This window comes from Coleofasciculus sp. G2-EDA-02 (genome assembly GCF_040226375.1).
In the GTDB taxonomy this organism is placed as follows: domain Bacteria; phylum Cyanobacteriota; class Cyanobacteriia; order Cyanobacteriales; family Coleofasciculaceae; genus Coleofasciculus.
Window position 1 is genome coordinate 21,016 of record NZ_JAVKEW010000034.1, and the last position, 7,804, is coordinate 28,819.

Here is a 7,804-nt window from a genome sequence, read left to right on the forward strand (position 1 = left end):
AGCAAAACCCGCCCTAACTCACCGACAAATGAACAGCAAAACCCTTTAATGCACTAAAGTGCCTACTACGAACAGGAGCGCTATAACATGACAATTACACCCGATAAAATTCCCCCTCAAACCCAAGAGAGAAAACCGGCTTTAGAGTCAGAAATGACGCCAAAGCCTGAATATGATGATCCCAACTATAAAGGCAGTGACAAGTTACTGGATAAAGTAGCCTTGATTACTGGCGGAGATAGTGGGATTGGTCGTTCTGTTGCGGTTTTCTACGCTAAGGAAGGAGCCGATGTTGCGATTGTTTACTTAGACGAGCATGGAGATGCTCAAGAAACAAAAGAAGCCGTAGAATCCTATGGTCGTCGTTGTTTATTAATTCCTGGCGATATTCGCAACGAAAAGTTCTGCCAAGAAGCGGTTCAGAAAACAGTTGATGAATTTGGTAAGCTGGATATCCTAGTCAACAATGCGGCGGAGCAATATCTAGAAGAGAGCATTGAGGAAATTGACTCAGCCCGATTAGGTAGCACATTTGCGACAAATATCTTCTCAATGTTCTATTTCACTAAGGCGGCTTTGCCTCACCTTGAGCCAGGGAGTTCTGTGATTAACACGACTTCAATTAATGCCTATAAAGGTAACTCGTCTCTGCTCAGTTATTCTGCGACAAAAGGCGCTATTCTTGCCTTTACTCGCTCCATTTCCCAACCTTTAATTGAGAAAGGCATCCGCGTAAATGGTGTAGCGCCAGGTCCCATCTGGACACCGTTTATTCCTGATGCGTTTCCTGGTGAGCAAGTCGAAACGTTTGGTAAACAAGTTCCGATGAAGCGTCCAGGACAACCCAAGGAGGTTGCACCGAGTTTCGTTTTCTTAGCTTCTCAAGATGCGTCTTATATGGCGGGTCAAGTGCTGCATCCGAACGGTGGTGTGGTTGTTGGTGCATGAGACTGGGTGTAGGCTAAATGTAGAGACGCGCCATGGCGCGTCTCTACATCAATTATGCTCAGGTGGTCAAATCGTCGTAAGAGTGCTACATTTATTTATTGTAGTTGTAAATAAATGTAAAGTTTGAGATTAATAAAACTCTAACTATGTACCAGACCTCGGTTTGAGCGTTTTTTATTCAACCAAGTGGATAGGGGAAATAGGAGTTCAGACACCATGAGCCGACTGATAGCGAACGAACACCTAATGCGAGACGACTTACAAGAGTCTCTAGAGCGTCATCATATCAATCCTGCTACATTAAGTACGTTTCAGAGAATTTTACTAACCACCGATGGTACATTAACCGATATTCTGGAAGCCTATCTATTTGAACAGATACAGGTTTTCAAAATCTCCCAAAATCTTATCCCCATTCCCGAATCGCTTCCAGCTATGGAATTAGCTGAAGGGACAGAAGTAATTGATAGACGTATATTACTCCAAGGGCGCATTAGTCGCAAAAACTATATTTACGCGGAATCAATCCTGGTTCCCGAACGCCTTGATGATAATTTTAGACATGAATTATTTAAAACCAAAACCCCAATTGGTAAGATTTGGTTAGAGCAAAGGGTGGAAACCTTCAAAGAAATTTTGGATTCAGCGAAAGAACCGGCTCATAGTTTAGCGGAGTATTTTACTATTGAGCCGAATGACAATCTCCTCTCCCGTACCTATCGCGTATTTTCTAATGGTAAACCTGTAATGATGATTACAGAAAAGTTTCCTGAACGTTATTTCCTCAATAGCTGACGAAGCTATGGCGACTGGAAGTCGCTGCTACACAAACAAAGCCCGCCTTCGCGGGCTAACGCGAGTTCAGTTAACTTAAGCTAGTGGCGTGACCCAGCTAAAATTGTGGAATAGATTTTACCATTGAATAGGGCGCACGCCATGCGCCCCTACGGTTTCCGGGGGTAATTCTAATTCATCAAATTACCTGTGCCACGCCAGTAGGTTGGGTTGACGCAAGGAAACCCAACCGAATTTAGGATTGAGTTGTTCTCTAGGGTGTGGAAACCCGCCTAGGCGGGTTTCCTTTGCCCAGCTGCGGTTACCCTACGGGAAGCCGCTTCGCGTCTACAACCGCCTAACGGTTATGCTGATTGTTGATAAGGGCTGGTCAACTTATCCAACTGCTGTACCAACAAACTCAGGAATAAGCCCACATCGGTAACCACACCCACGGATTCTAATGAACCGCGATCGCTCAACTTAGTCACAACGGCTGGATTGATATCCACACAAACCATTTTCACCCCGGCGGGCGTCATATTTCCGACACCAATGGAGTGCAGCATCGTAGACAGCATCAAAATCATGTCCGCCCCTTCCAGCAGCTTGGCATAGTCGGTTTGGGCTTTAATCAAATCCATCTGGGTATCGGGTAGGGGACCATCATCGCGAATGGAACCGGCGAGGGAAAAGGGAACATTATGTGTCACGCATTCATACATAATGCCTTTTGTCAAGACTCCCTTTTCCACAGCACCAGCAATACTGCCATAACGACGGATGGTATTAATTACCTTGAGATGGTGTCGGTGTCCACCCCGCACCGGGACACCCCGTTTCATATCCACGCCCAGAGAGGTTCCCAATAGGGACTGCTCAATATCATGAACCGCGATCGCATTACCACCCAACAGCGCCTGCACATACCCTTTGCGAATTAGACGCGCTAGATGTTGAGAACCCCCGGTGTGAATCACCACCGGACCTGCTGTGACAACAACCTTGCCCCCTTGATCGCGAATTTGGCGTAATTCCCAGGCAATTTGCTCGACAATTAATTCCACCCGGCGTTCCGATGAGACACCCGCGCCCATGAAGCTAAATTCTTCACTCCCACGCGGTTCGCGGGATTTCGGCTTGTGAACTGTGCGAATGCCTTCCACACCGACAATCACCTGTTCGCCCTCTTGGAGATCCCGCAGGATTTTACACCGAGCGATGGGTTGGGAGTCAATCTGGGTAATCGCAATTGCCCCATCCATGCGCTGGTTTTGTACCTTCACCCACTCACCCTTAATCCGGACTTCTGTGGGATAAATCGTGGAGACATAAAAGTCATCCGGCGCTACACCCGATTGAATCACGGGTTCTAGATTAGCATCACACACCTCTTGGGCGGGAGCGACAGCCCCCAACTCAATCAGTTGGCTCATCACCTCTTCCATCACATCATGGGAGGGTGCAGATACGCGAATCTCAGCGTTAGATGTGCTTTGCCGTTGAACACCCAGCTCGAAGTTGAGAACCTGAAAGCTACCGCCGGTTTCGACAATCAGATCCAAGGCGCGACTGATGAGTCCAGAGTCTAGCAAATGTCCTTCCAGGCGAATGGTGCGGCTTTCTACCGGGACATTGGCGTGGAGTTCAGTACGGACAGGTTCAGTTACTCGTAAGGTCAAGCATTTAGCCGCGCCACCTGCTTTGAGGAATTCCGTCAGGGGTGTTTCCATCACCCTAAACCCCGCTTCAGCCAAGCGTTGCTTGAGGCGATCGCTAGCTTTGTTCATGACCACAACTTGGTCAATATTCACCGCATTGCAGGCGAAGTTCACCGCATCCGCTTCTTCTAGGGCGATGCGTTTTTCTGGTGCGACTCGCATCTCAATTAAGCGATTGGAGTACGCATCAAAGGCTGGGGGATAGTAGAGTAAATAGCCGCCCGTCAGGGGACAGAAACAGGTATCTAGGTGATAGAATCGCTCATCGGTGAGTCGCAGGGAGACGACTTCAATATCAAGCCATTTTGCCAGATAGGGGTGAGAATCTAATTCTGAACGGAAGCCATAGCCCGCCCACAACCAGCGTCCTTCTCGATCCAGGAGGGCATCCCCTGCGCCTTCAAAGGGGAGTTCTTTGGGGAGTTCGTAGACGTTGTAGCCTTGGGCTTCAAACCACTCCTTGAAATGGGGTTCCTCACCCTGGCGTTCTTTGTGCAAGAACCGACTCAGGACAACATTTTTACCCAAAACCAGCCCCGCATTTGCCGTAAACACCATATCGGGCCACCCTTGTTGAGGGTTAACCAAATCCACGATCGCGTGGTCTTTGAGGACATGGTGCAATTTGTGCCACTGTTCGACGGCGCGATCGCGCGAGGACTTATGAATATTCCCTTCCATCCAGGGATTTATCACATAGTCTACATCGTAGTGGTCTGGAGCGCACATGAGAAAGCGAATCGAATCAGTCATAATCAATTTACAATGGGTAGACGCTTACAATAGACCAACTTCCTATCCTATCGGATTTTCCAAGGACAACCCATATTAGGTATAGTGCTGGATTAGGGGAGATGCGATCGCTTCTTCAGTCGTCATACCCAATCTACTTTTGCCAACCCTTCGACTACTCTCAGGGCAAGCTTTTAACTAGATAAGCTGAATAATGAGTCCTTCCTTTGCCAAAAACGAACCTTCACAAGCACTTTGCACCTCGATGGCAATTTCATCGAGCATATCATCGTTATGATTCGGTTCGTGGTGAAAAATTGCCAGTTGTTTAACTCCGGCGGCTTTGGCGAGTTTTACCCCTTCTTGCCAGGTTGAATGTCCCCAACCGACTTTGGGAGACTTGGGATTGTGGTATTCTTGGTCAGTGTACATGGCATCGTAAATCAGGACATCTGCATCACGAGCTAAATTCAGTACATTTTCATCCAAGTGATCCGGATAATGTTCTGTATCGGTACAGTAGACCGCAGAACGCCCTTGCCAACTTACCCGATAACCCATCGCCCCATTGGGATGATTGAGGGGACTGGTTTCAATGGTAATATCCCCTAGGGTCATGGTATCGCCACAGATTAAGTCATAGAATTTCAAATCCGCCTGGATATCACGTTTCGGCACAGGGGAATTCAAGTGCAATACCCGCTCTTTGAAATGCTGCTGCATTGACACTCCATCGGGTGCGGCGCCATGAATATGCAACAGATTACCCTCGATAAAAGCGGGGTCAAAAAAGGGTACGCCCTGAATATGATCCCAGTGATAATGGGTAAAAAACCAATAGGCTTCAATGGGAAGTTGGGGCTTTAGATGTTTCCCCAGCATCCGGATACCGGTACCCCCATCAAAAATTAGGCGTTTGTCAGCGATACGCATCTCCACACAGGAGGTGTTCCCGCCGTAGCGAATGGTTTCTTTGCCAGGGGAGGGAATACTACCCCGCACGCCCCAGAATTGGACAACGAACTCAGAGGAAGGACTGCTTTCCATCGGAATTTTAAGGCTTTAATGTATGGCACTGACCCTGATGACGCAGTAGGTGATCACATAATACTAAGGCGACCATTGCTTCTACCATAGGCACAGCCCTGGGTAAGACGCAAGGGTCGTGACGCCCTTTGGCAGCAAGTACTGTTTCTTCACCGGTACTGGTCACTGTACGCTGTTCTTTTCGTATAGTAGCAGTGGGCTTAAATGCCACTCGCAAAATAATCGATTCTCCGTTTGTGATGCCTCCCTGAATGCCACCAGAACGGTTGGTTGTCGTCCGTACCGCTCCCGTATCATCGAGATAGAATTCATCATTATGTTCAGAACCCCTGAGCAATGTTCCGGCAAAGCCAGAACCAATCTCAAAGCCTTTGCTAGCGGGTAGGGACATGACGCCTTTGGCGAGATCCGCTTCCAGCTTATCAAATACAGGTTCTCCTAGCCCTTTTGGCACATTGCGGGCGACACATTCGACTACCCCACCGATGGAATCTCCTTCACGCCGGATTAGCTCGATTTTTTCGATCATTCTTTGGGCGCATTCACTATCAGGACAACGGACGATATTACTTTCAACCTGTTCCAGGGTGACGGTGTGGGGATCAACGATGCCTTCTAAATCTTGAATGCGTTTAACATAGCCAACGATTTCTACATTGGCAACCTGTTTGAGGATTTTTTTCGCGATCGCACCTGCTGCAACCCTGCCAATGGTTTCCCGTGCTGAGGAACGTCCACCGCCCTGCCAATTGCGAATCCCATATTTAGCATCATAAGTGGCATCGGCATGAGATGGGCGGTATTTAACCGCCATCTCTGAGTAATCTTGAGGGCGAGTATCTTTGTTGGGGACAAAGATAGCAATGGATGTGCCTAGGGTTTTCCCTTCAAAGACACCGGAGAGAATTTCACAAGTATCGGTTTCCTTGCGCGGGGTGGTAATCTTGCTTTGTCCGGGACGCCTGCGATCGAGTTCAAACTGAATCTCTGATGCGGAAATCTCTAATTGGGGCGGACATCCATCGATCACCACACCGACACCGCCGCCGTGGGATTCCCCATAAGTCGTAATCCGAAACAGATGCCCGAAACTATTGCCCATAATAATCGAGATGATGCCTTTAAGATTCTTATGTTAGCAACGATTTAGTCGTCTCCGCCCACCCTACACCTTAGCCCTCATACTTTCCTGTACCCAATCACTATGGTTCCCACCGTTACGACAATTCCCATTCAACATCTCGCCTCAGGCGATCGCCTCTCGCTCCAAGTCTACAGGTTTCTTGGCGCAAGCCCTGGGAAAAAGGCATATATTCAAGCCAATCTCCATGGTTCAGAAATTGTTGGCAATGCTGTCATTCACCAACTTCTTGAGTTTTTCAGCCACTTAGAGGAATCTCAACTTACGGGAGAAATTTGGCTGGTTCCTGTCTGTAATCCTATTGGCACTAACCAGCGTAATCATTTTTTTGCTACTGGACGATTCAATCCCTACGATGGGAAAGATTGGAATCGGATTTTTTGGGACTACGAAAAAGAATGTGATAATTTAGCTGAGTTTGCTGAATTTCAGATGCATTACTCTCCTGAAGAAATCCGTCAAAATTATTTGCAACGTATTCAAGCCAGCTTTAAGAAACATGGGGATAAACTTCAGTCTCCTAGCGGACTTCCCTTTAGTGAACGCTATCGCTACCAGCTTCAATCACTCTGTTTAGATGCTAACTATGTGATTGATATCCATAGTTCCAGTAATCAGGCGATTGATTATTTGTATTGTTTCCAGAGTCGTGAGAAAAGCGCCAAAGCCTTTCTTTTGAATCGCGGTATTTTAATGAATGAATATGACGGCGATGCCTTTGACGAAGCTTTTATGAAGCCGTGGTTGGGATTAGAAAAGCAATTAGCCGCCTTTGGTAAAGCGATTCAGTTTGATGTTGAGTCTTGGACGTTAGAACTGGGTTCAGGGATGGAAATGAATCCCGACTCAGTAAAAAAAGGAGTTATGGGTATCAAAAATTATCTAGCACAAAAACAACTGCTAGATTGTCCCGATTTGCCCCTAAAGAACACAACCTCTCAATCGGTTGAATTTACCATAAAAAGCCAAATAAAACAGTATTATGCTCCAGCGGGGGGTATGATTCAATCACGAGTTCAGTTGGGCAGTAAAATTAGATTAGGTCAGTCTTTATATCAATTACTGAGTTTTAACCGAGAGGGAGATTTACCTCAATTAATTGACGTTATGGCTGAATCCGATGGTTTGGTGTTTAGCGTTGCCAAGAATCATGCTGTTAATGAAGGCGAGTATGTTTTATCAATTATGTAGATAAAGATAGATGTTGTTGTTCCGTTATTGGTGGGGAGGGCGGGTTTTGTTGTTCAGTTATCGGTGGGGAGGGCGGGTTTTGTTGTTGGGTTATCGGTGGGGAGGGCGGGTTTTGTTGTTGGGTTATCGGTGGTGAGGGCGGGTTTTGTTGTTCAGTTATCGGTGGGGAGGGCGGGTTTTGTTGTTCAGTTATCGGTGGTGAGGGCGGGTTTTGTTGTTCAGTTATCGGTGGGGAGGGCGGGTTTTGTTG

General features: G+C 47.2%; 6 protein-coding genes and 1 pseudogene. 3 read left to right on the forward strand and 4 right to left on the reverse strand.

Going from position 1 to position 7,804, the window contains the following annotated elements; genetic code table 11:
- Nucleotides 1-87: 87 nt before the first annotated feature.
- A complete protein-coding gene (locus RLO19_RS03580) occupies nucleotides 88-948 on the forward strand; it encodes an SDR family oxidoreductase (protein WP_446353908.1) in 861 nt (286 codons plus the stop codon).
- A gap of 216 nt (nucleotides 949-1,164) precedes the next feature.
- Complete coding sequence (locus RLO19_RS03585; RefSeq protein WP_446353910.1) at nucleotides 1,165-1,743, forward strand: chorismate--pyruvate lyase family protein; 579 nt, start codon at nucleotides 1,165-1,167, stop codon at nucleotides 1,741-1,743.
- Nucleotides 1,744-2,087: 344 nt separating this feature from the next.
- On the opposite strand, the gene argZ is transcribed toward RLO19_RS03585, so the two are convergent.
- From argZ to aroC, 3 genes are all read right to left on the reverse strand, one after another.
- Nucleotides 2,088-4,196 (reverse strand): bifunctional arginine dihydrolase/ornithine cyclodeaminase, encoded by a 2,109-nt coding sequence (gene argZ, locus RLO19_RS03590; RefSeq protein ID WP_446353912.1) that lies wholly within the window; start codon nucleotides 4,194-4,196, stop codon nucleotides 2,088-2,090.
- Between the two features lie 177 nt (nucleotides 4,197-4,373).
- On the reverse strand, nucleotides 4,374-5,222 hold the full coding sequence (locus RLO19_RS03595; protein ID WP_446353914.1) for an MBL fold metallo-hydrolase: 849 nt from the start codon (nucleotides 5,220-5,222) through the stop codon (nucleotides 4,374-4,376).
- 7 nt (nucleotides 5,223-5,229) lie between these two features.
- Nucleotides 5,230-6,324, reverse strand: coding sequence for a chorismate synthase (gene aroC, locus RLO19_RS03600; protein ID WP_446353916.1), 1,095 nt, complete (start codon nucleotides 6,322-6,324; stop codon nucleotides 5,230-5,232).
- Nucleotides 6,325-6,426: 102 nt separating this feature from the next.
- On the opposite strand from aroC, the gene RLO19_RS03605 reads away from it, so the two are divergent.
- The gene (locus tag RLO19_RS03605; protein ID WP_446353918.1) at nucleotides 6,427-7,554 is read left to right on the forward strand and encodes a succinylglutamate desuccinylase; all 1,128 of its coding nucleotides are present in this window, start codon (nucleotides 6,427-6,429) and stop codon (nucleotides 7,552-7,554) included.
- On the opposite strand, the pseudogene RLO19_RS03610 reads toward RLO19_RS03605, so the two are convergent.
- A pseudogene (locus tag RLO19_RS03610) lies at nucleotides 7,547-7,804 on the reverse strand (Arp2/3 complex-activating protein rickA); the annotation flags it as partial. The gene RLO19_RS03605 and the pseudogene RLO19_RS03610 overlap by 8 nt on opposite strands.

Excerpts from the sequence above, each read along its gene's own strand:
- RLO19_RS03595 (WP_446353914.1), bottom strand. The coding sequence starts at position 5,222 with ATGGAAAGCAGTCCTTCCTCTGAGTTCGTTGTCCAATTCTGGGGCGTG.
- argZ (WP_446353912.1), bottom strand. The coding sequence starts at position 4,196 with ATGACTGATTCGATTCGCTTTCTCATGTGCGCTCCAGACCACTACGAT.
- aroC (WP_446353916.1), bottom strand. The coding sequence starts at position 6,324 with ATGGGCAATAGTTTCGGGCATCTGTTTCGGATTACGACTTATGGGGAA.
- RLO19_RS03580 (WP_446353908.1), top strand. The coding sequence starts at position 88 with ATGACAATTACACCCGATAAAATTCCCCCTCAAACCCAAGAGAGAAAA.
- RLO19_RS03585 (WP_446353910.1), top strand. The coding sequence starts at position 1,165 with ATGAGCCGACTGATAGCGAACGAACACCTAATGCGAGACGACTTACAA.
- RLO19_RS03605 (WP_446353918.1), top strand. The coding sequence starts at position 6,427 with ATGGTTCCCACCGTTACGACAATTCCCATTCAACATCTCGCCTCAGGC.